This window comes from Paenibacillus sp. J22FR83 (assembly GCF_059691955.1).
This window is the reverse complement of the sequence record NZ_JCAUAM010000011.1, coordinates 1-22,007: the sequence shown is the minus strand read 5'-3', so window position 1 is coordinate 22,007 and position 22,007 is coordinate 1. Positions and strand designations below refer to the sequence as shown.

Here is a 22,007-nt window from a genome sequence, read left to right as displayed (position 1 = left end):
GTGGATGAACGTATGAATCATTTTCATGAAGATCTCCAAGCCATTTACGAAGAAATGGTAGGTTGGAGACGTTATTTGCATCAGCATCCTGAGCTATCCTACCATGAATATCAGACCGCAGAATTTGTAGCGAAGCATTTGCTAAGCTGGGATATTGAAGTGCGTACTGGCGTTGGCGGTAATGGTGTTGTTGGCCTGCTCCGCGGTGGCGGCGAGGGCCCGACGGTGGCTCTACGTGCAGATATGGATGCTTTACCCATTCAGGATGAGAAGAACTGTGACTATACATCAACTAAGAAAGGGATTATGCATGCCTGTGGACACGATGCTCACACGTCGACTTTGCTAGGGATTGCCAAGGTGGCGAGCATGCATCGGACGGAAATCAAAGGGAACTTGGTCTTTCTATTCCAGCATGCTGAAGAAATTTCACCAGGCGGAGCGGACTCGATGATCCAAGACGGCGCGCTGGAAGGCGTAGATGCTGTATTCGGTGTTCACTTATGGACCCCGTTCCCCGTAGGCCATGTTTACACACGATCTGGGCCTTTCATGGCCGCGCCAGATGAATTCACTATTCGTGTTCAAGGAAAAGGCGGACATGGCGGTTTGCCTCACCAAACGATTGATAGCGTGTATGTGGCGTCACAATTAGTCGTTAATTTGCAATCGATTGTGAGCCGTCAAGTTGACCCGGTCGAGCCTTGTGTGGTTAGTGTAGGCTCTTTCCATGGTGGTACAAGCTTCAATGTAATTGCTGAAACGAGCGTGCTTAACGGAACGGTACGTACCTTCAATCCAGAATTAAGACAAGAAGTGCGAACACGCATGGAGAGAATCGTACAGGCTACTTGTGAAATGTCACAAGCGACATATGAGCTGGAATATAAGCTGGGCTACCCGACTGTAATTAATGATGCTGGGGAATCAGCTCGTTTCTTCCAAGTAGCCGCGTCGCTATTTGGTGAGGAGGCTGTACATGAATCCCCACTTATTATGGCCGGAGAAGACTTTTCCTATTATTTGCAAGAGAAGCCAGGTTGCTTTATGTTCGTAGGTGCTGGAAATGTCGAATCTGGCATCGTCTATCCTCATCATCATCCGAAATTCGATATAGATGAAAAATCGATGCTCAACGCAGCGAATTTGCTCCTGTCTATGGCCTTGGATTATATGGCATGAATGCCCTCTGTGATTTGGTGAATGCTAATAAAGCAATTATTGTTGCTTAACATGACACCAAGGAGGATGATGAAGTTGTCAGATAAACTAGTGAAAGACATCATGAGTAAAGACTGCGTGACGGTTACACTATTGGATAATGTGTACGAGATTGCTTTGAAAATGAAACAACACGATATTGGGTTTGTCGGGGTTCTGGATGGGGATACCTTCATAGGAGGTGTGACGGATCGGGACCTTGTTGTTCGAGGCTATGCGGAGAAGCATTCAGGGTCAACGGCTGTAGAAACCGTCATGACGAAGGGGATGACAACCGTGAATCCGAATACGACTGTGGATGAAGCTGCTAAGATTATGGCACAGCACCAGATTAGGCGGTTACCTGTTATAGACAATGGCAAACTTGTTGGTATTGTAGCCATTGGCGATTTGGCTGTTAGAGGAAATTACGAGGATGAGGCTGGCGAAGCCTTAAGTCAAATTTCAAAAGAACGAACACTTGTTGGAAGTCATTAGACAAGCCTGTTCAAATATAGGAGCAACTTTTCCCGGATGTGAGGGGGAGGTTGCTTTTTTTGTATCTTCTCTTTACGAGGTGCATCCTAGTGAGCGATAATAAAAACGATAAAGTGAAGGGGGTCCGTATAGAAAAGATGAACACGTTTGAAGAGAACGCTTCCATGGGATTTATCATTCTAGATTCAAACTGGCATTTTATATACGCAAACGACTATGGTGCACAAATTTTAAATCGATCACCTGAAGAACTTATTGGTTTAATCGCATGGGCGGAGTTTCCAGCTGCTATTCGGCACGCTTCCTACAGTCATTTTCATCATGCTCGGAAAAGTGGCCAAGAAACATCATTCAAAGAATATGTAAAGCCATCCAATCAGTGGATACACGTTAATGCCTTTCCGGTTGGTGAGAACTTACATATTGTGCTCCGTAAAACAGAAATGCTTGACAATCATTTGGACATGGAAAAGAATCTCTATCGGAATTATACGAATTATGTTCAAGATCTCATTACGTTAACATCCAAGGATGGAATTCTACTTTTTGTTTCAGCATCCATCAAAAACCTTCTTGGGTACGAGCTGGAGGATATGTACGGAGCTAGTGTTTTGGCTTTTTGTCACCCGGAAGATATCGATGGGCTGAAGAGTATTTTCATCAACGACAAAGAAGATGCTGCGAGTGATCGAGGTATAGTCTGTTGTCGTTTCCTTCATAAGAAGGGTTGGTATGTTTGGTTGGAAAATAATTTCAAGTGGCTGACGGATGAACAAGGTACACGTATTCAGAGTTTGGGGATTTGGCGTGATATCTCCGAACGTAAGATTGTTGAAGAACGGTTCGTACAGGCGCAACGTTTAGGTCAATTCGGTAGTTTTGAACGAGATTTAGATGAGGATTCAGTTGCATGGTCAGTCGAGATGTTCCGAATACACGGGCTTGAACCTGCTTTAAGAATTGATGTGTGTAAAGCCATTGAACCAATCGTAGAAGATGACCGTGAGAAAGTAGCACTCGCAATCAAGCGGGCCATACTGGTTGGAATGTCAGATATAGAATACAAAATTTTACGGCAAGATGGCGAGATTCGCCACTTACGTTCTCAGATCGAGCGAGTGGTTCTAGATGGGGGACGAATGGCTGTACGTGGATTGGTTCATGATATTACCATTCACAAACGAATTGAACATGAATTAACCCAAAGTAAAGCTAAGTTGGAAATTGCGCAAGAAATCGCAGGGTTAGGCCATTATGAGTGGGATACCATTCATAACATGGTGTATATCTCCGATGAATTGAACGCATTATTTGGCTGTAAAAATGATGTCAAGCAGATGCCGATGGAGGAGCTTCTTGAGAGTATTCACCCTGATGATCAGTTGAAGACGAAAACGGCTATCAAAAATGCGCTTCATGATGGATCATTAGATCTCGTCTATCGTATTGTCATAAGAGGCGAAATGCGATTCTTGCATACCCTAGCAAGAACGACGTATGACGAGTGGGGTAGAGCACTAGGTTTATTCGGAACCGTTCAGGACATTACGGTTCAGAAGCAAACAGAGGAGCTGCTTCGCAAAACGGAGAAATTACATGTTGCTGGCCAATTGGCAGCAGGTATCGCACATGAAATTCGCAATCCGCTGACAGCGTTGAAGGGCTTTGTGAAACTCATGTGCCATGCGAACGAAGCGAGTAAGCTGCGCTATTATCACATCATGCAAGAAGAGTTTAATCGGATCGAGCTGATTCTAGGCGAGCTTCTGATACTTGCGAAGCCACAAGCTATTGCTTACCTGCCGCATGATCCGGTAACCATACTAGATGAAGTCATTCAATTATTAAATACGGAAGCCATCATGAATAATGTGGAAATTATACTAATTGCCAATACGATTCTTCCGCCGGTCAATTGCGAGCGAAATCAAGTAAAGCAAGTTTTTGTCAATGTGATCAAAAATGCGATTGAAGCGATGCCATCTGGTGGCACGCTGACGATTACTGCGCAAAAACAAGCTAACGGCATCAACCTGCAGTTTGTGGATCAAGGCCAAGGTATTTCAGAGGATAGATTGCCTCGGATCGGTGAACCTTTTTACACGACGAAAGAAAAAGGGACTGGGCTTGGTATGATGGTGAGTTTTACGATTATTGAAGAGCATCACGGTGTGATCCATTATCAAAGTAAGCTTGGCGTGGGAACAACGGTGACTATTCAGTTACCCGCAACTGCACAGTAAACTTGCTCTCAATCGTGTGTAACTGTCAAAGTTCGCAATAAGGTAGTCAATCTGAGACAAGATGCGCTCTCTTAAATATGCTAAAGTGAAAGCGTGCTTAATAATTGTGAATCTGACAAGAAAAAGGTGACGTACAGTGGAGAAAGTAAGGATTGGTATCGTTGGTCTAGGAAACATGGGAACTGGACATGCCAAATATTTAGTGAAAAATGAAGTCAAGGGCGGCGTACTTACCGCTATTTGTGAACCGCGAGCAGATCGTCTAGAGTGGGCAAAGGAAAATCTTGGTGAAGGTGTCAAGTTATTTGACAATCTGGATGATTTTCTGGCTTCTGGCTTGATTGATGGGGTTTTGATCGCAACGCCTCACTATGATCACCCTGAAACAGCTGTACGCGCATTCCAAGCAGGCCTGCATGTTATTTGTGAAAAGCCGGCTGGCGTGTATACCAAACAAGTGCGTCAAATGAATGAAGCAGCAGAAGCTTCAGGTAAAGTATTCAGCATGATGTACAATCAACGTACAAATCCTCTATATAAAAAATTAAAGGATCTGGTTTCTTCTGGTGAACTAGGTGAGATTCGCAGAACGAACTGGATTATTACCAATTGGTATAGATCACAAAGCTATTACGATTCAGGCGGCTGGCGTGCAACTTGGGCTGGAGAAGGCGGCGGTGTACTTATTAACCAAGATCCGCATCAACTGGACTTATGGCAGTGGACGATTGACATGATGCCGAAACGTGTTCGCGCGTTCTGTTACTTCGGGAAGCACCGCAATATCGAGGTTGAAGATGATGTAACTGCATTCGTTGAGTATGAAAATGGTGCAACAGGACTGTTCGTGACGACAACTGGTGAAGCACCAGGGACGAATCGTTTCGAATTGTCTGGCGACCGCGGTAAAATTGTCATTGAAGATGGCAAATTGACGTTCTGGCGCTTGCGCGTTTCCGAAAGAGAATTCAACGAAACGTACAAAGGCGGTTTTGGTCAACCGGAATGTTGGAAATGTGAAATCCCTGTAGAAGGTACAGAAACTGGCCACATGGGAATCACGCAGAACTTCGTTGATGCAATTCTTCATGGAACACCGTTGATTGCTCCAGGAGCAGAAGGCATCAAAGGCTTAATGATTTCCAATGCGATCATGCTCTCGACTTTCACAGACAACTGGGTTGATCTGCCGATTGACGAAGATCTTTTCGAACAGCATTTGCAAGAGAAAATCAAAAATTCCAAATCAAGTAAAGAAGCAGGCGCCTTTAAAACACTTGATGTCTAAGATCATGGGGGATATTCGATATGCAAAAAAATGATGGCATGAATTATGCGCCTAAAGGGAAACCGAACCTTGTTGTTCAAAAAGGGGAATTTACCTTTGCGGTTATCGCATTGGATCATGGTCATATTTATGGCATGAGTAACGGACTTCTAGAAGCTGGTGCTGAACTCAAATGGGTGTATGATCAAGATCCTGCGAAAGTGGAGGCATTTGTTGCCAAGTTTCCGCAGGCCAAGGTCGCTGCATCCGAAGAGGAGATTCTGCATGATCCTGAAGTGAAGCTAGTTGCTTCTGCTGCTGTTCCTTCAGAGCGTGGTCCTCTAGGGATTCGTGTGATGGAGCATGGCAAGGATTACTTTACGGATAAAACACCATTTACTTCTCTGGACCAGCTTGCTGCTGCGAAGGCTGTAGCGGAAGCGACAGGACGTAAATATGCCGTGTACTACAGCGAGAGACTTCATGTGGAGAGCGCTGTTTTCGCGGGCCAACTGATTGAAGAAGGTGCGATCGGTCGTGTAGTTCAAGTTATTGGCTTAGGCCCTCATCGTTTGAATGCGCCAAGTCGTCCTGAATGGTTTTTCGAGAAGGATAAATACGGCGGTATTCTATGTGATATCGGCAGCCATCAAATTGAGCAGTTCCTCTTCTACTCGGGCTGTAAAGATGCGACAGTTGTTAGCAGTAAAGTAGCGAATTATCATGCGAAGGACTATCCGGAGCTAGAGGATTTCGGTGATGCGACACTGATTGGGGACAATGGCGCGACGAATTATTTCCGTGTAGACTGGCTGACGCCTAGTGGCTTAGGGACATGGGGAGACGGACGTACGTTGATTCTCGGTACAGAAGGCTATATCGAGATGCGGAAGTATATTGATATTGCTCGCGACCCGCAAGGGGATCAGTTGTATCTCGTCAACCAACAAGGAGAAAAGCACTACAGTCTGCATGGACAAGTAGGCTTTCCTTTCTTCGGCCAGTTGATTCTGGATTGCATCCATCGTACGGAAAGTGCGATGACGCAAGCACATACGTTCAAAGCGGCTGAATTGTGCTTGATTGCCCAAGAGAAAGCCGTTCGTGTGGAGTAGCTTCGCACATCAGCCCAATGAAATTTTTCATGGGTACAGATAATTGACGTTTGGCATGATAGCATAATTGCACATTCAATTTAAAATTCGGGTAGTTCAGCGGTAATATCGCTAACTGCCCGTTTTGTGTTTCCGTCGATACGGTCGTTCTTGGTAGTAAGCACAGGCCAAGCCCGTGCATGGCGCATTTTTTGATCGTTTCGTAGTTATTGATTTCATAGGTGAGTGTATATTGCACGTTATGCTTACGCAGCATGGTTTCAAACAATTTGCGGCAACGTCCTCCTGAGACGGACATGAGAATTTCTGCGCCACCCAGATCCTCTGGTACAATAGCAGATTTCGCGGCTAAGGGGTGATCAGGTGCTGCAACAATGACAAATTCCTCTTCTTGAATCGTCCTGAAGATCAAATCAGGATCACTCAGCTCCTTGTCGACGATGAACCCTAAATCGCATTCGCCTGCCTTTAACGCACGGGATGTATCATTTTCCAATAATTCATGGATGGTGATCGTAATGTTGGGAAAGCACTTTTTGAAAGCGCCGAGGAACGGCGGCAGCATATAGGAAAAGAGTGTTGTCTCATGCGTGCCAATCATGAAGCTGCCTGTCGTTTGACCAGCCACATTGATTTTGGATTCCTCATACAATTTCAGCATTTTCGCTGCGTATCGCAGTAATATGTCTCCTGCAGGTGTTGGTCTCATCTTCTTATCAATGCGTTCAAAGATCTCAACCCCGTATTCAATCTCTAGCTTTTGAATTTGGGAGGTCACACTCGACTGTGCATAGCCCAATTTCTCGGAAGCCTTCGTAAAGTTCTGCCACTTCGCTACTTCGAGAAGTGTTTTGTATAAGGTAAGATCCATCTGTATGCACTCCTCAACCATCACTATTTTCGATCGAATCCATCATTTTTTATAGATAACTCTGGTACTTCTTGCCATGTTAAAATCAATTCCAACCAAAGGATGGGGGGAATGACCATGTGGAACTTATACGAGATAGAGAAAAAATTCGAAGATCATGTGAAAGAGATTGAAGCGCGCGCGCGGAAAGCACATTGGTACACGAAAGAGAAGAATGGTGGTGTACGTCCTGGTGTCATTGCAAGTTGGGTGTCACTATTTGCCATCATCATTGTCGGGATTCTTGCCGTGTATGAACTCTTTTGAGATACGTTAGCATGGAGTCCATGTTTAAATCAAGTACTTTCCCTTCATACTACAGGTAAAAGGAGGGAATATGCGAATTGACTATGGATCCTTCAAAGCCTCTGATTGTTCAGAGTGATTTATCTGTCCTCCTTGAAACGAATCATCCAGAATTTGGTAAGCTCCAAGGTACGCTGGCTCGCTTTGCAGATCTCGTGAAAAGTCCAGAGCATCTCCACACTTATCGGGTTACGCCATTGACTTTATGGAATGCAGCTGCAGCAGGTATGGCGTTGGAAGAGATGACATCTTGCTTGCAGCTCCATGCCAAATTCGGTGTACCTTCATCTGTGCTTAGCACGATTCGCAAATATACAAAGCGTTATGGGCTTCTACGCATGCTGCATGTGGGGAAGGAATTATTCTTGGTAAGCGAGGATACCGTCGTTTTCAAAGAAATTTGTGCCTATGAATCCCTGCAAAAATATCTCAAGGATGCCCGTGGTGAACGGGCTATTGCTATATCCCCAAGTTATCGTGGGATTTTGAAGCAAGAACTAATGAAACTTGGCTACCCAGTGGAGGATCTAGCTTCTTACCGCAGCGGCGAATTTCTAGAGATTCCTTGGCGTGAGGAAGATGGGATGGATGAGCCGTTTCAATTGCGTGATTATCAAAAGCAAGCCGTAGACGCTTTTCAGCAGGTTGGCCATGGGGGAAGCGGTGTTCTAGTGCTTCCTTGTGGAGCGGGTAAGACGATCGTAGGGATCGCTGCCATGGCAAAAGCTAGCTGTGCAACACTGATCCTCACATCGAATGTAACGTCTGTGAAGCAGTGGAAGCGGGAAATATTAAGTAAGACGAGCCTGACTAGCGATCAGGTTGGTGAGTATAACGGCACGACGAAGGAGATTAGACCGATCACGATCGCCACCTACCAAATTCTTACGCACCGCGGGAGCAAAGATGCTGAATTCTCGCATTTGCGGCTATTTAGTGAAAGGGAGTGGGGCCTCATCATTTATGATGAGGTTCACCTTCTGCCAGCTCCTGTTTTCCGTGCAACTGCGGAGATACAGGCCACACGCAGGCTAGGTCTAACAGCTACGCTAATTAGAGAAGATGGCTTAGAGGGGGATGTGTTCTCGCTGGTTGGCCCCAAGAAGTACGATATGGCTTGGAAGCAGCTTGAAGGGATGGGTTGGCTGGCTAAGGTGACCTGCCAAGAAGTACGCGTACCTCTGTCGATCATGGACCGCGATCGTTATCATGCCTCAGAAGCTAGGCATCAGTTCCGGATTGCGGGGGAGAATACAGCGAAGCTTGAAGTTATTGATCATTTACTGAAGCTTCATCCTGACGAACCTACGTTAATTATCGGTCAATATATTGATCAACTTGAAGAGATTGCTGCGCATACAGGTGCTCCCATGATCTGCGGCAGTATCCCGCATGAACGTCGAGAAGAGCTTTACGAGCAATTCAAAAAAGGGCAGCTTCCTCTGCTGATTGTTTCCAAAGTGGCGAATTTCGCGGTCGACCTCCCAGATGCGGCAATCGCTATTCAGGTGTCGGGAAGTTATGGTTCGAGGCAAGAAGAAGCGCAACGACTGGGTCGAATTCTTCGACCGAAGCGACAGGGTGAGAATACAGCTGTCTTCTATTCGCTCGTTAGTACAGACACGAAAGAACAAGATTTCGCCATGAAGAGGCAGCTATTTCTTGTAGAGCAAGGCTATCAATATGAGATTTCAAGCTGGAATCAAGCATAAGATGAGGAGGTAGGCATGGATAATGAAGTACGAACAGATGGAAAGGAAGATGCCAGTTTCATTAAAGGAGTCCATTGTGAGACAACCCTGGTGCGCTGCGCTTCATACGTCAGGGAAGTCATTAGAAGATATTCTTACGCTGCCTGCTCACTTAGCTGAACTGTACCGTGAGCTTTCGTCTGACGAGAGACGTACGCTGCGACTGGTGATGTCAACGTTCGGCTGTCTGCCTTTTACAAGGGAGAGATTAGAGAAGGAAGCGGTGCTCCAAATGGCTGGTGCTCAAGTCAGTTTGGGGTTATGGGGACTTCGTCGTTATGGGGTTATAGTTGCTTTCCGTAAAACATGGGGAGAACAGTTGTATGCGCTGCCTGAGGATGCTTTTGCTGGGTGGCAGAGTTTAATTTTTCCTGGCTCTGGGGTCCTCAAGCAATATGCTACAGATGAGTTTAGCGATCTCAGTAACCGCCTGATGGAGATGGATGAAGGTGAAAGTACTCTGTCAAATCCACGCGGGCTCGCCCAGCAATTGTTTCATTGCATGGTCAGTTGCTCGCGGCAGCCTGAGCTACCCCTCACGAATAAAGGAACCTTACATAAAAAGCCGTTGCAGAAGGTCACCGAACACGTAAGTTTACCTGCAAAAATTCTTACATCCTCAGGACTTACTTACGCTTTCACAGACGTGTATGATGAGCCTACTGCGTTAATGCTTGAATTAGGCATGCGCATGGGTTTTCTATATAAAAATGAAGTGGGCAACCGATTCCTATTCCATCATCGACACTTTGAGAGCTGGCTTCAATGTTCCTATGAACACCAGCAAGCTCAGCTGTATCGTATTTGGCGGCAAGCCTTGATTCCAGCGCCTGTTTGGCTGGAGCATGGGATCGCTTCGATGGAGAAGGCGACTGTCTTACAGTGGTACAGCTTATCGGAGCTGGTACAAGCCATTTGCACTTGCTGTTCGATAGGGCCTAAATCAATGGATGAAGAGGCTCTTGGTCAGGAACTGACGGCTGTCTGGATTAGACCGCTGTCTATATTTCGGTTTATTGAATTGGCGGAAGACCAAGAAGGAGGTTCTTGGTTCCGATGGCTGATTACACCTAATCTGACATCGGATGTGAGTTCATTCGAACAGTCACTCCAAAGCAATCCATCTCTCTACGTTCAGCCCGATTTCGATATACTTTTACCCCCGAATGCTTCTTTACGCTTGGAATGGGCGATTTCCGCATTTGCTGACCTGCAGAACGTTGATCTCGTACGTACTTATCATTTGACCAAGGAAAGCTTTGGGCGCGCGTTAGATCATGGTCTTAGGAGTTCAGAAGTGATTCAAATGCTGCGAGATCATGCTTACTATGAAGTCCCGGAAGGGGTAATCGTCACCTTGCAGCAATGGGAGGAGCAGAAGGATAAACTCATCTTAACGGATGTGACGCTGCTTCGCTGTCAAACAAGTGAGGTTGCGGAAGCTTTGCTTCGGAATGAGAAGTGTCGCAATTTGCTCGGAGAGCGTTTGGGAGAAACCAATTTTATTATTCCGCGTGCGCATGTGAAACATTTGACGAAATGCCTGGAAGCGATGGGCTTCCATCCCAATCCCAGATTAGCTTCCAATCCATCGCGTGATGAAGAGCAGGAGATGCCTTCGTGGAATGGGCCTTCTCTGAGTCTATGTTACTCTAAAGATACGATTCAATTGTATGAAATTGATCCCTATTTGCCTCAGCGGGAAGAAGATTTGTATCCAGATATGCAACAAATTCCTACAAGTTGGATCAAAGAGCTGCGAGACTATCATACTTCCACTAGGAAGGATATGATCCGTAAAGCGATTGAATGGAAGAGCGTGCTTCAGTTGAGAAAAGAAGGGCGCGACTGTTTCATTATCCCCCGTATGCTCCGCGAAGATCGAACAGGGTGGATTCTGGAGGGATGGGAAGAATATGAGGAGATTGCTTGGACCAGCGATGATTGGAAAGAAATGAAGCTCATATTACCAGGAATCAACGACGGGTCTGTAAGAGAAAAGGAAGAAACTCTTCGCGAACTGTGATATGATAGAGGTGTTATAGACTTTTTCGCGAGGAAGGATGAGGTTGTCATAATGTTACAAACATTGGAAACAGAAACACTGGATATGTCGGCTATCCTTATGCAGGCCTACGATATGGGTGATATGATTAATTCTTCTGCGGAAGTTGCAGATTATTTATATTGGAAGACCGAGGTTGAGAACAGCAGAGAAGTGAAAGACTTACAAGTAGTTTTTGCTAGGAAGAAAGATGCTTTTGAGGAATGCGAGCGCTTTGGGCACTACCATCCGAGCTATCACGATGCATTAGCAGCCGTGAATGACGTGCAAGAGAAACTCCTCGCTGTTGAGGCAGTTCGTAAGTATAAAGAAGCTGAAGATCGTTTGGACGACTTACTGTTCACTGTTTCAACAACGATTGCCCATGCGGTATCCGAATCGATTAAAGTGCCAAGTAATAACCCCTTGCCAACCGGTAAAGGCTGCAGCTCCGGTGGAAGCTGCAGCGGGAATTGCGGTTAATAAGGACTATTTCGTGATCAAAAGCTCCGGTTTTCAGCACCGAGAAGATTGAAAGGAGCTAGGAAATGAGGGGCGGAGCGTAGTGTAAGCTACGTGAGCACCGGAATTTCCGGCTGAATTCAATCTTCGATGTCGAATATGTTCATGGACAACCCGTGCTCAAAAGCGGCCTACAGGCGGAAATCGGGGCGGATGCGTCCGACCTCGGTTCCTTGCCAGTTGTGAACGGCAGGCGTGTGGAAATCCTTGAGGTCACTGACCTCGGTTTCCGAGAGATAGCCTAACTGCTTTAAGGCCTCCGTGACTGCGGGATACAGGGCACGAATGTTGCCATCTTCTACTTTTAAGACGAAGCCGATGGCTAGATCGGGGATGGAGAGGGCGAAGATGCCTTCAGCGCCCATTTTGCCTATGACGCGGCCCTTTGTTACCTCGATTAATCGCGTATCGAAGCGATCGCTTCCTGCGAGTAATTGAGGATATTTTCGCACAGCATTGACAATTCTATGGCAAGCGTTTGCACGCTGGGCTGGCAGCCCTTCAGGGTTGCCTAACCGGGCAAAAGCGAGCGCGAGATGGTTGATCGGCATCCCGAACACAGGAACGCCGCACCCGTCGATTCCGAGCTCTATCTGTTCCTTAGGCATGTCTGACATGCCACTTACGGCATCTAGCATGGAGACTTGAACTGGATGTTCAGGGCTCATGTAGGTATCTGGTGACGCCCCAAGATAACGGCTTAGGGAAAGCATCCCCGAATGTTTGCCTGAGCAATTGTTGTGTAAAGTCGACGGGGACTCTCCCCGTTCACGCATCGCCTGCGCTGTTGGCGCATGGTAAGGTTCGTGCGCACCGCATTGCAGATGCTTGGCATGGTACCCTAGCTTGCCAAGGATGCCGCGGGCCGTGCTTACATGCTCAGCTTCCCCATTGTGGGAAGCGCAGCATAAGGCAATTTCGGCCTCTGTCAGGCCGAAATGATCAGCCGCGCCGGATTCGATGACCGGCAAGGCTTGAATGAGCTTCGCCGTCGAACGGGCGAAGGTAAGCAGATGCGGATCGCCTGCACCGTGCAGCAGCGTTCCTTGGTTATCAACGACAGCAAGGTGGATGCGATGTATGCTTTCTGTTATGTGTCCGCGAGACACGCGGACAATAGTGTCTGATGGCTTCATGTTGTGAGATCACTCCATACTAGGATTATTGAAAAGAGGTTGCAATCATGATGATTGAGCGAAGCGGATTAATCATTTGGGTTAACGATATCAAAGCCGCCAGAAACTTGGAGCGGTTCGGTTCCCTTCATTACATATCCAAGAAAATGAATTATGCCGTTCTTTATATACATGCCAGCAAGTTGGAAGAGACGACACGCAGTCTACTTAAGTTGCCTTACGTTAAGAAAGTAGAGAAGTCATATCGTAATGAAATTCCAACAGAGTATAATAGTGACGTTCCTGACAAAACTAGATTTTACACGCTTTGAGGCTGCAGTGCAAAATGAAAGCTTCGTGAGAAGCTTTTTTCTTTTTTTCACATCAGGGAGACCCTTGATCGTTCTCGTTTTGAATGACTTTGTTAGAAGTTTTCTCAATTTTCCGAAAATTAGGCATAGTTTGCTGTCTTCATAAATAATTATTAATAATTTTATATATTCTTCCATGGGAAAAAAAGTTATAATACAGTAAAATATAACTTACAGAACTTCTGGGAGTAGGTATTCGGTCCCATTTAAATAGGAAAGGGGATGTGATCATGAAAGATAAGGTTATGGGGAGATGGAGTACTTACGAACCATTCTTCGTACAGCTAGGTGATAAAAAAGTGGCGGATATCGTGATCACGAATCATGCTAAGCTAAGATGGAGCGATCGTATTTCTAGCGACAACAATTCACTTGAGGAAATCTGTGCGTTTCTTTGGGAGAAGCTGAAAAATGATAACATGGTCCCTTATTATCGGAACGAAGAAGATGTCTATCTGATTGATGATGACTTGGTGGTAGTGGCCGAATTTTCACATTTGGAGCATGAAACTGATCTTGTAGGCAATCCTCTGCACAAAATGATTATTGTTACCTTCCTTGGCAAAATGTCAGAGACCATGGAATTACGCGATTTGAAATCGTACTATTCCTGGTTGAGACACTCTCGTCGTATGACTTTAATCAAGAATAGTCGCAAGCGGCGCTAAATAGGTCATTGAACAGAGTATGTCTGGCGTTAGGGCAGACGTACTCTTTTTTTGCTGTCTTGATGGACTGTACGGGTTCGATTTCATATAATGGAGCAAAGAGAGGCGGTAGATCATGGCACTTAATTTTCATCAGTTACACATTTTCTATACCGTAGCGGAAAAGGGCAGTTTCTCCCATGCAGCCGGTGCGTTACATATGACACAGCCTGCGGTGACGATGCAGGTGCAATCACTTGAGGATTATTTTGGCGTAAAGCTCTTTCATCGCAGCACGAAGAAGATCGAACTGTCCGAAGCGGGACGAGCCCTGTTGCCATTTGCCAAAAATAGCATTGAGCTTATTCGCGACACTGATGTCGCAATGTCGCGATTTACAATGATGATCGAAGGGCGGCTCCAGCTTGGTGCCAGCTTAACGATGGGGGAGTATATTTTACCTCGGCTTCTAGGCCCATTCAGCAAGGATTACCCCAACATTTCCGTTTCTATGAAAGTCATGAATACGGCACAAATCTTGGATGAGGTGCTTAGTCATCAACTCAACTTCGGTCTTGTTGAGGCGCCGATTCATCATCCAGACGTGCATACGGAACCCATTCTGAGTGATGAGCTGAGACTCATCGTTCCTTCGGACCATCCACTAGCAGATGTTCCGGTCGTTACCTTGGACGAGTTGTTGAAGTATCCGTTTGTTTTGCGTGAACAGGGCTCAGGTACTAGGAGGGTCATGGAGGAAGAATTCGCGCGTTGCAATATGGACTGTTCCTCAATGAAGATCGTAATGGAACTAGGAAGCACTGGTGCTATCAAATCAGCTGTTGAAGCGGGATTAGGTATCTCTATTCTCTCCCAATCATCGGTGAAGCATGAGGTGACGCTAGGCCTTTTTAAAGTGAAGAAAATCGAGAATATCGTGTTTGAGCGCAGCTTCTATGCGATTTATTTAAATTCGACGTTGTTGCCGATTTCGGCCGTAAGTTTCATGACATTCTTAAGACAAGAAGATTTGAGTCGTTTTCTATAAAAAGGACGGGGGATCGAATGGCAGCAGATTTACATTCACATACAACAGCTTCGGATGGAACGCAATCTCCGAGAGCGAATGTCATAATGGCTGTAGAAGCAGGATTAGAGGCAATTGCGATTACTGATCATGATACCATTTCAGGGGTAGCTGAGGCCCTCGCGGCAGGCTTGGAAATGGGCATTGTCGTTGTTCCTGGGGTAGAAATTTCTACAGTGGCTAACGGTCAGGACATTCATATTCTGGGTTACTACATGAACATTGCTGATGAACAATTTCTACAACGCTTGTCGTCTTTACGTGATACGAGGGATACTCGCAATGAGATGATCATTGCACGACTACAGGAGCTTGGCATCGACATTACGATGGAGGAAGTTCTTAAAGAAGTTGCCAATGTAAAGCGCAAAGGCGATACGGTTGGACGGCCGCATATTGCTGCTGTGCTTGTGAATAAGGGCTATGTGAGCACGATGACGGAAGCTTTCGATCGGTATCTGGCTACTGGAGCGGCAGCTTATGCCAATCCGCCTCGCATCGAGCCGGCTACAGCGATTTCGTGGATCCATGAAGCTGGGGGCAGAGCGGTGCTCGCACATCCTGGTATTTATCACGATGATGCGCTCGTTGAGGCTATTACGTCGCAAGGCGTAGATGGCATTGAAGTGTATCATGCTGATCATACCCCGGAAGATGAGGAAAGATATCGACTTCTTGCAGAGCGTAAAGGGCTGCTGATCACAGCAGGCTCTGATTTCCACGGCGTCCGTGAGGGTACGGCTTTCCATGGAGCAATTGGCTCGAAACGCATCGGCATGGATGTCGTGGAACGATTACGTCAAGGGTAGGTTCTCAAGGCGAGTTTAAGGTTGCAGTTTTACACTTGGCTTACTGGGGTCACTCAATACATTTAGGAGGATCGTTTAATGAAAAAAATCCGTAAAGCTATCATACCCGCGGCGGGACTTGGCACTCGTTTCTTGCCAGCAACCAAGGCTCAGCCCAAGGAAATGCTGCCCATCGTTGATAAACCAGCGATTCAGTACATCGTTGAAGAAGCGATTGAGTCTGGCATTGAAGATATTATCATCGTTACGGGACGTAACAAACGGGCGATCGAGGATCATTTTGATAAGTCCGTCGAGCTTGAGATGATGTTGGAAGAAAAAGGGAACACTCAGCTGCTGGAGATTGTGCAGTCGGTATCTAATCTAGCGGATGTTCATTACATTCGTCAAAAGCAACCGCTTGGCTTAGGTCACGCAATTCTCTGTGCACGCAAATTTATTGGTGATGAGCCGTTCGCTGTTTTGCTTGGGGATGATATTCTCCAATCTTCTCCACCGGGGCTTAAACAGATGATGGATATTTATGAGCAGACGGAAACTTCTGTCATTGCGGTTCAAGAAGTGCCTTGGGCTGATGTTAGCAAATATGGGATCGTTTCTCCTGCATCGAGCTACGCGAACTATCGATTGATTGAGGATCTAGTCGAGAAGCCTGATCGTGATCAAGCGCCTTCGAATTTAGCAGTCATTGGCCGATACATTATTATGCCGGAAATTTTCCGCATTTTGGAGCGTCAAGAGCCTGGCCGCGGCGGCGAGATTCAATTGACGGATGCGCTGCGCGTGTTGAATAAGGAACAGCAGATGGCGGCGTATCTGATGCAAGCGAATCGCTATGATGTTGGGGATAAGCTTGGGTACATTGAAGCAACCATCGAGCTTGCCTTACAGCGTCCGGATTTGCAAGAGCAAGTAAAGGCGTATATTCTTGGATTAACTCAGCAATGGGACAAACAGTAGTCCATACATAAGGAAAAAACCTATCGAGATGCTCGATAGGTTTTTTGGTTTTCATCCCATTTGTTGTAGTCCGATATTCCGTACTCACTTGATTGTTACTTTCAATTGTTTAATTTCTTCTTCTTCCGGGGTGACATACAGTGTTTTCTGATTCACATAAATGACAAAGCCGGGCTTCGAACCGTTAGGTTTATGGACATGCTTAATCGTTGTGTAATCCACAGGAACCTGACTGGAGTTTTTGGCTTGACTGAAGTAAGCTGCTAGCTGCGCGGCTTCAAGCAAGGTGGTATCGCTGAACTCACCGCGAATGACGACATGGGAACCAGGGATGTCTTTGGTGTGCAACCATGTATCCATGGATGAGGCAAGACGATTCGTCAGATATTCGTTTTGCGTATTATTTTTCCCGACATAGATCGGAACGCCCTCGCTGGATTCGTAGCAGGCTAGAGCAGGCTTATCTTTTTTCTTTTTCTTTCGTTGCTTTTTGTTGCGGTCGCGCACATAGCCTTGCTCCATAAGCTCATCGCGAATCTCTTCAATATCCGGCAAGGAGGCAACACTCAACTGCTGCAGCAGCGTCGTGAGGTAGGTAATCTCTTGGTGCGTTTGGGCAATTTGTTCCTCGACGATCACCGTGCTGTTTTTCAATTTACTATATTTCTTAAAATAGCGCTGTGCATTCTCCGCCGGGCCAAGAAGCGGGTCTAAGGTGATGGTGATCATCGCTTGATCTTCATCGTAGTAATTAACGGCTTGAACTTCTTTGTCGCCTTTCTTGATGGTATGAAGCGAGGCGGTTAGCAGTTCACCGAGAATGCGGTACTTATCCGCATCTTTGGAGTCTTCGATCGTATCCTGGAGTTTTTCCAGTTTTTTAACATTTTTATTGACTTCATTTTGTAAAAATTTCAACAGATCAGATACACGTTGCTTCACCGTATCTCGTTCCGCTTTGTCGCCATAGAAGTGCTCCAAACACAAGCTTGGCGTTGCGTATGATTTCGACGTGCCCTTGATGTGTGTGAGTGGTGTCATTGCGAAGAACAGCTTGCCTGTCGGCTCTTGCTCTACAATGACCGGTTCGTAGCGGTTCTCGCGCATTGCGGTCATAAGTTCGCTGAACGCCTGCCAAAGCGATTGCGGATCGCTTTCCGTTCCACCTTGCAGGCTGCGATATACAATTTCCTTGGCGATCAGAGGACTGAGTCCGCTGAATGCAGCTACTAATTGCTGCTCAGGTTTCATCGGAGAGGTGGAATCCTCGCCTGCCGAAGCTGTGCGCTCCAATGCTTGGCTGAATGATGCGCTATCTACCTCAAGTGGATTTAGCTTATCTTGTTCAGGTGGTGTGACATAGGTACTCCCTGGCATGACAACCCGATACGAACTGATCGCTGGCGTTACATGATGGATGCCATCTAGAATTGTTCCCGTCACGGGATCGAGCAGGATGATATTGCTGTGACGCCCCATGATTTCCACAATAATATGCTTAAGAGAAATATCTCCTAATTCGTCACGGTGACGAATCTGTAAACGAATGACACGTTCCATGCCAATTTGTTCCACGACCTCAATGACGCCACCTTCACAGTATTTGCGAAGCAGCATGCAGAACATCGGCGCATCCATCGGATTGATCGTAACTTGTTCCGTCGTTTGGACGCGTGGATAGGTAGGGTTGGCGGAAAGAAGCAGCTTCACGTTCTGCCTTTGGGTACGAATTTGCAGAACGACGTCATTTTCGCTAGGTTGGTGAATTTTATTAATGCGGCCTCCCACATACATTTGAAGCTCGTGAACAATTGCATGAAGGACGAGTCCGTCTAAAGCCATGATGTATACAACTCCATTCTTTGAGGCTAGTTGCCATTTGACATTGCGTGTGCCTCTTTATTTCGTGGCTGGCAACTTTGCTTCTCTCTATGATGCCATACTTTTCACAAAAACTTAAGGGGCTCTGGACAGGAAAGATGATTTCAGGGATATTTTCCTGCTTGTCTGAATACAAATACGTATAAGTATGAGACAAGATCAAGTGGATGTAGGAGGGAGAAGGGCGGATGAGTCAGAATAAGTGGTACCAGTTGAACTCGGAGGATGTCTTGCAGTTACAGCAGGTGAATATGCAGCAAGGATTGCCCTGGGAGGAAGCGTGGAAACGACAGGCTGAGGTAGGGCGAAACGAGCTCTCAGAGGGGCAGCGTGTATCGCCAATTACGTTGCTGTTGAATCAATTTAAAGATTTCATGGTGCTGGTGCTATTGGGGGCGACTCTAATCTCCGGCTTGCTAGGTGAATATTTAGATGCGATTACCATCGTCGTCATTATCGTGATGAATGGGATTTTGGGTTTTACACAAGAGTTTCGAGCGGAGCGCTCACTGCGTGCACTGAAAGAACTGTCTGCACCGAATGCCAACGTATGGAGAGAAGGAGCGGTTCATCAAATCCCTGCCCGCGATCTAGTGCCTGGCGATATTATATTCCTGGAGAGCGGTGACAGAGTTCCTGCGGATGTTCGGTTTCTCGAGACGAATGGCGTCTATATTGAAGAGTCTGCCCTCACCGGTGAGTCTATCGCTGTCAGTAAAACGATTGCCTCAATTCCACACGACGAAGTGCCGCTGGGTGATCAGCGTAATCTAGGCTTCATGGGTACAATGGTTTCTCGGGGGACTGCGAAAGCCGTCGTTGTTCGAATCGGGATGAGCACGGAAATGGGGAAAATTGCGGATCTGATTCAAAATACAGAATCCATGGAAACACCCTTGCAGCACCGTTTGGAGCAGTTAGGTAAAATCCTAATCATCGTCGCTATTGCATTGACGGTTCTCGTTGTTGTGGCAGGTATCATGCATGGACAACCACCGTACGCGATGTTCTTGGCAGGGGTAAGTTTGGCTGTTGCGGCGATTCCAGAGGGACTCCCAGCGATTGTGACGATTGCACTAGCGCTTGGCGTTCAGCGAATGATTAAGCGGAAAGCGATCGTACGGAAGCTGCCTTCGGTGGAGACGTTAGGCTGCGCCTCTGTCATTTGTTCAGACAAAACAGGCACGCTGACGCAGAACAAAATGACAGTGACCCATTTGTGGGTCGGTGGTGATGTGCTCGAGGTAACGGGAGATGGTTATGCACCGGTCGGCCAAATTCTTCTGAGTGGTCAACATACAGATGCGAACAAGCATCCTTCGCTTTCAAAGTTACTTCACGTTTCAGCTCTGTGTAACAACGCAACGTTGTTTGAAGAAAAGCAAGAAGCGAAGAGGAAGAAAGGCAAAGATGGTTCCGAGGGGACAGCCTCGATTTGGAATATCAAAGGGGATCCCACCGAAGGTGCTTTAGTAGTGCTAAGTGCCAAAAGCGGGATTACGCAAGTTTCGCTGAGTGAAAAATATAAACGGATCGCCGAGTTCCCTTTCGACTCGGAACGCAAACGGATGTCCGTTCTGGTATCCTCCGAGAACGGTCGTATGGCTTGTACCAAAGGTGCGCCTGATGTTTTGCTGCAACATTGTAGTTACATTTTGTGGGAGGGGAAAGTCATTCCTTTCACGTCAACTTTGAAGCAAAAAGTCATCTCTGCCAACGAAGGCATGGCTAAATCTGCGCTGCGGGTATTGGGGATTGCCTACAAGGAGCTTAAAGCAAGTGATCGCTACGATGATCATGAGGATGTTGAGAATGGCTTAGTCTTCGTAGGGCTAACGGGTATGATCGACCCTCCGCGCAAAGAAGTGCGTGAAGCGATCTCCAAATGCCGCAAGGCGGGCATCAAGACCGTTATGATCACCGGAGATCACCAAACGACAGCAGAAGCGATTGCGAAGCAGCTAGGGATGATTCCAGCCAATGGTGTCTCCATGAGCGGTCAGCAAATTGGACAGCTATCTGATGAAGAGCTCGACGCCAAAGTTAATGATACCTACGTCTATGCGAGGGTGTCCCCTGAGCATAAATTGCGTATCGTGAAATCACTGCAGCGCAATGGACACGTTGTTGCCATGACAGGTGATGGTGTTAACGATGCACCAGCGATTAAAGCAGCTGATATTGGTATTGCCATGGGAATTACGGGAACCGATGTATCCAAAGAGGCCTCTTCTTTAATTCTTAGTGATGACAATTTCTCGACGATCGTTGCAGCGATTGAAGAGGGACGCAGCATCTATGAAAATATCCGTAAATTCATTCGTTATCTGCTTGCCTCTAACGTTGGCGAGATTATGACGATGTTCATCGCCATGATGGCGGGGCTGCCGCTGCCGCTTGTGCCGATTCAAATTCTATGGGTGAATTTAGTGACAGATGGACTGCCGGCGATGGCGCTTGGTGTGGATCAGGCAGAGAAAGACCTTATGCAGCATAAGCCTCGCTCGGCGAAGGAAAGTATTTTTGCAAGACGCTTAGGCTGGAAAATTATTTCCCGTGGTATCCTCATCGGTGTATGCACCTTGGGCGCCTTCTGGCTTATCTTACGCGTGAATCCAACGGATGCAGATACCTTGTTGAAAGCGCAAAGTGTCGCGTTTGCAACCCTGGTTATGGCACAGCTCATCCACGTGTTTGATTGTCGGAGTTCACGTTCCATATTCCACCGCAATCCTATGCAAAATAAATATCTAGTGCTCGCTGTGTTGTCCTCACTTATTCTCATGCTCGGTGTTATGTACATCGAAGCGCTCCAACCGATCTTCAAAACCGTACCGCTTGGCTGGAAAGACTGGATTCTCGTATTAATTGCAGCGGGTATTCCGACCTTCTTCATGGGGCTTGGCAGCGTGCTGTCGCCGAAACGCAACAAAGGTTCCAGAGGATCGAGAGGTTCAAGCGCCACTGTGTACAATAAATCGTCTAAACCGAGTTTCCGTTAAGGGATGCGAGGGGTGGAAAGTTGAAGAGTTGAAGAGTCGAAGAGATCAAGAGATCAAGAGATCAAGAGATGGAAGTATTGAAAGAGCTGCCGCGAGGCAGCTTTTTCCTGTTAAAGTGAATCGGCTCGTTTTGTTTTTGCTGCGGATGTGAATAGATGTATTTCCTACACAGTTGCGTGCCTAGCTAAGCTAGGTACATCTAACCGATGAAAGTTCGGTCGGGGTAAGGACCAAGCCGCCCCGTAGCTAGCAGACAGACATTGGCGAAATCCAATGGCT

The 22,007-nt window shown here is 46.6% G+C and carries 18 protein-coding genes; 15 read left to right on the top strand and 3 right to left on the bottom strand.

What is annotated here, in order from left to right:
• Window positions 1-12 precede the first annotated feature (12 nt).
• The 5 genes from AC58PV_RS19920 to AC58PV_RS19900 all read left to right on the top strand — a co-directional run bounded on the left by AC58PV_RS19920 (window position 13) and on the right by AC58PV_RS19900 (window position 6,323).
• Window positions 13-1,182: an amidohydrolase gene (locus AC58PV_RS19920; RefSeq protein ID WP_497434097.1), complete on the top strand. Its 1,170-nt coding sequence runs from the start codon at window positions 13-15 to the stop codon at window positions 1,180-1,182.
• Window positions 1,183-1,248: 66 nt separating this feature from the next.
• Window positions 1,249-1,698 carry a CBS domain-containing protein gene (locus AC58PV_RS19915; RefSeq protein WP_497434096.1) on the top strand — a complete coding sequence of 150 codons (450 nt, stop codon included), beginning with the start codon at window positions 1,249-1,251 and terminating at the stop codon, window positions 1,696-1,698.
• A gap of 89 nt (window positions 1,699-1,787) precedes the next feature.
• Window positions 1,788-3,941, top strand: a complete 2,154-nt coding sequence (locus tag AC58PV_RS19910; protein ID WP_497434094.1) for a PAS domain-containing protein — start codon at window positions 1,788-1,790, stop codon at window positions 3,939-3,941.
• A gap of 136 nt (window positions 3,942-4,077) precedes the next feature.
• Window positions 4,078-5,229, top strand: coding sequence for a Gfo/Idh/MocA family protein (locus tag AC58PV_RS19905; RefSeq protein ID WP_497434093.1), 1,152 nt, complete (start codon window positions 4,078-4,080; stop codon window positions 5,227-5,229).
• A 20-nt stretch (window positions 5,230-5,249) separates the two neighbouring features.
• On the top strand, window positions 5,250-6,323 hold the full coding sequence (locus tag AC58PV_RS19900) for a Gfo/Idh/MocA family protein (RefSeq protein WP_497434092.1): 1,074 nt from the start codon (window positions 5,250-5,252) through the stop codon (window positions 6,321-6,323).
• Here AC58PV_RS19900 and AC58PV_RS19895 read toward each other — a convergent pair.
• On the bottom strand, window positions 6,268-7,194 hold the full coding sequence (locus AC58PV_RS19895; RefSeq protein ID WP_497434090.1) for a LysR family transcriptional regulator: 927 nt from the start codon (window positions 7,192-7,194) through the stop codon (window positions 6,268-6,270). The genes AC58PV_RS19900 and AC58PV_RS19895 overlap by 56 nt on opposite strands.
• 117 nt (window positions 7,195-7,311) lie before the next feature.
• Here AC58PV_RS19895 and AC58PV_RS19890 point away from each other — a divergent pair, with 117 nt between their 5' ends.
• From AC58PV_RS19890 to AC58PV_RS19875, 4 genes are all read left to right on the top strand, one after another.
• Complete coding sequence (locus tag AC58PV_RS19890; protein WP_497434088.1) at window positions 7,312-7,500, top strand: hypothetical protein; 189 nt, start codon at window positions 7,312-7,314, stop codon at window positions 7,498-7,500.
• 83 nt (window positions 7,501-7,583) lie between these two features.
• Window positions 7,584-9,251, top strand: coding sequence for a DNA repair helicase XPB (locus AC58PV_RS19885; RefSeq protein ID WP_497434425.1), 1,668 nt, complete (start codon window positions 7,584-7,586; stop codon window positions 9,249-9,251).
• 22 nt (window positions 9,252-9,273) lie between these two features.
• Window positions 9,274-11,316 (top strand): helicase-associated domain-containing protein, encoded by a 2,043-nt coding sequence (locus AC58PV_RS19880; RefSeq protein WP_497434087.1) that lies wholly within the window; start codon window positions 9,274-9,276, stop codon window positions 11,314-11,316.
• A gap of 51 nt (window positions 11,317-11,367) precedes the next feature.
• Window positions 11,368-11,817: a YlbF/YmcA family competence regulator gene (locus tag AC58PV_RS19875; protein ID WP_497434085.1), complete on the top strand. Its 450-nt coding sequence runs from the start codon at window positions 11,368-11,370 to the stop codon at window positions 11,815-11,817.
• A 170-nt stretch (window positions 11,818-11,987) separates the two neighbouring features.
• Here the strand turns inward: AC58PV_RS19875 and AC58PV_RS19870 are convergent, their stop codons facing one another.
• A complete protein-coding gene (locus AC58PV_RS19870) occupies window positions 11,988-12,965 on the bottom strand; it encodes an asparaginase (RefSeq protein ID WP_497434084.1) in 978 nt (325 codons plus the stop codon).
• 74 nt (window positions 12,966-13,039) lie between these two features.
• Here AC58PV_RS19870 and AC58PV_RS19865 point away from each other — a divergent pair, with 74 nt between their 5' ends.
• The 5 genes from AC58PV_RS19865 to galU all read left to right on the top strand — a co-directional run bounded on the left by AC58PV_RS19865 (window position 13,040) and on the right by galU (window position 16,845).
• A complete protein-coding gene (locus AC58PV_RS19865; RefSeq protein WP_068670483.1) occupies window positions 13,040-13,303 on the top strand; it encodes a YlbG family protein in 264 nt (87 codons plus the stop codon).
• Between the two features lie 269 nt (window positions 13,304-13,572).
• The gene (locus tag AC58PV_RS19860) at window positions 13,573-14,010 is read left to right on the top strand and encodes a hypothetical protein (protein WP_497434082.1); all 438 of its coding nucleotides are present in this window, start codon (window positions 13,573-13,575) and stop codon (window positions 14,008-14,010) included.
• 115 nt (window positions 14,011-14,125) lie between these two features.
• Window positions 14,126-15,037 carry a selenium metabolism-associated LysR family transcriptional regulator gene (locus tag AC58PV_RS19855; RefSeq protein WP_497434080.1) on the top strand — a complete coding sequence of 304 codons (912 nt, stop codon included), beginning with the start codon at window positions 14,126-14,128 and terminating at the stop codon, window positions 15,035-15,037.
• Window positions 15,038-15,054: 17 nt separating this feature from the next.
• The gene (locus AC58PV_RS19850; protein WP_497434078.1) at window positions 15,055-15,885 is read left to right on the top strand and encodes a PHP domain-containing protein; all 831 of its coding nucleotides are present in this window, start codon (window positions 15,055-15,057) and stop codon (window positions 15,883-15,885) included.
• Between the two features lie 78 nt (window positions 15,886-15,963).
• Window positions 15,964-16,845, top strand: coding sequence for a UTP--glucose-1-phosphate uridylyltransferase GalU (galU, locus tag AC58PV_RS19845; RefSeq protein ID WP_497434077.1), 882 nt, complete (start codon window positions 15,964-15,966; stop codon window positions 16,843-16,845).
• 84 nt (window positions 16,846-16,929) lie between these two features.
• On the opposite strand, the gene AC58PV_RS19840 is transcribed toward galU, so the two are convergent.
• Window positions 16,930-18,687, bottom strand: a complete 1,758-nt coding sequence (locus AC58PV_RS19840) for an Rqc2 family fibronectin-binding protein (RefSeq protein ID WP_497434075.1) — start codon at window positions 18,685-18,687, stop codon at window positions 16,930-16,932.
• A 227-nt stretch (window positions 18,688-18,914) separates the two neighbouring features.
• On the opposite strand from AC58PV_RS19840, the gene AC58PV_RS19835 reads away from it, so the two are divergent.
• A complete protein-coding gene (locus AC58PV_RS19835; protein WP_497434074.1) occupies window positions 18,915-21,728 on the top strand; it encodes a calcium-translocating P-type ATPase, SERCA-type in 2,814 nt (937 codons plus the stop codon).
• The last annotated feature ends 279 nt before the right edge of the window (window positions 21,729-22,007 follow it).